This window comes from Rothia sp. HMSC065G12, from assembly GCF_001811455.1.
In the GTDB taxonomy this organism is placed as follows: Bacteria; Actinomycetota; Actinomycetes; order Actinomycetales; family Micrococcaceae; genus Rothia; species Rothia dentocariosa.
The window spans coordinates 1-1,436 of record NZ_KV804795.1 but is presented as its reverse complement, the minus strand read 5'-3'; the positions used below and the strand labels follow the sequence as shown (position 1 = coordinate 1,436).

At 63.0% G+C, this 1,436-nt stretch carries 2 protein-coding genes; one reads left to right on the top strand and one right to left on the bottom strand.

Going from position 1 to position 1,436, the window contains the following annotated elements; all coding sequences use genetic code 11:
• Positions 1-6: 6 nt before the first annotated feature.
• Complete coding sequence (locus tag HMPREF2804_RS00670; RefSeq protein WP_049353248.1) at positions 7-1,317, bottom strand: ISL3 family transposase; 1,311 nt, start codon at positions 1,315-1,317, stop codon at positions 7-9.
• Here HMPREF2804_RS00670 and HMPREF2804_RS11165 point away from each other — a divergent pair.
• On the top strand, positions 1,219-1,436 hold a 218-nt coding region (locus HMPREF2804_RS11165; RefSeq protein WP_083308319.1), incomplete at its 3' end, for a hypothetical protein. The genes HMPREF2804_RS00670 and HMPREF2804_RS11165 overlap by 99 nt on opposite strands.

Here is a 1,436-nt window from a genome sequence, read left to right as displayed (position 1 = left end):
GGCTCTTCATAATTGGGGGTGTAGTTGGGGTCTGAATCCGCCGGTTTCGAGGAGGCAGCGGGTGATGTAGTGGGTGAGGTTACGGAACCCGAGGGCGGAGCCGCGTAGGTGTTCGAGGCGTCCGTTGATGGCTTCGGTAGGGCCATTGGAGGTGTGGGGGTGGTCGAAGTAAGCCAGGATGTCCCCGGCTCGGCGTTTGAGTGTCCTGCCCAGCGTGATGAGCTCGGTCAGACCCCTCGGTACACGCGTGGAGGTCAGGGTGTTGATTTCGGCTTCCATCAGGGCCTTACCCGCGTCCGTGTCGGGCGCGCGGTAGGCGTCGATGATGTTCTGGTAGGCGCTCCAAGTGACCTCGAGCGCGACGTGCTCCTCACCGGAAAACAGGTTGAGTAGTTGGTGCTGCTGGCGTGGCGTGAGCAGGCATGAGCGGGTGTGTAACATCCTGCGGGCCTTGTACAGGGGGTCGGTGGCACGCCCGCGCCGGTGGTGGAGTTCTTGCTGAATGCGTCTGCGACACTCATCCAAGGCGTTGCCAGCCAGGTGCACGACGTGGAAGGGGTCCATGACCGCCCTCGCGCCGGGGAGTTCTTCAGTGGCTGCGCTTTTGAACCCGGTGAATCCATCCATCGCGACGATCTCGATGCGGCTTCGCCACGTGTCGGGGCGGGAGGCCAGCCAGGTTTTGAAGACCTGCTTGGAGCGACCCGGGACCATGTCCAAGAGTCGGGAGGGGCCGCTGCGTTCTCGGATGGGTGTCAAGTCCAAGATAACGGTGACGTATTTGTCTCCGTAGGGGGTGTGGCGCCACACGTGTTCATCCACCCCGATGACACGCACGCCATCGAACCGAGTTGGATCATTGATCAGTAGACGCTGGCCTTCACCCAGGACAGCGGTGTTGGCGGTATTCCAGGACACACCGAGGGCCTGGGAGATACGCGCCACCGTCAAATGATGAACGACCAGCCCAGTGAGCGCCCAGCGCACCGCCGCACGCGAGAGCTTGGCGCGCGGATCGGCCGCTTGGCTCATATCTTGACGCCACACATGGGCGCACTCCTGGCACCGGTAGCGGCGCACGCTCACGTGCAAGATCGTGGGGCGCCACCCGTAAGGCTCGTGCGCCAAGCGCCTGATCACCGTGTCACGCGACTCGCCCTGGCATCCGCAGCGTCGACACCACCGGTCCTCACCAGCAATCCGGCAAGCCAACACTGCATGGTCTGGCCACATGCGCTGGCCCGTCACTTCCAGGCCCAGGTCATCCAGGCGCGTGAACGCGCTCAGGTCAGGGCGATCAAAGATAGTATTGGCCATGTCGAGGTCTTTCAGATGGACGGTGTAGCAATCTCCATCATCGGAAGACCTCGACCCCTACCCGGCCACGACACGCCCAACCCCGCCCACAACACCTACACCCTCAAATGCGAAGAGCC

What these genes read in the sequence shown, in the direction of transcription:
- HMPREF2804_RS00670 (WP_049353248.1), bottom strand. Translation starts at nt 1,317, where the DNA reads ATGGCCAATACTATCTTTGATCGCCCTGACCTGAGCGCGTTCACGCGC.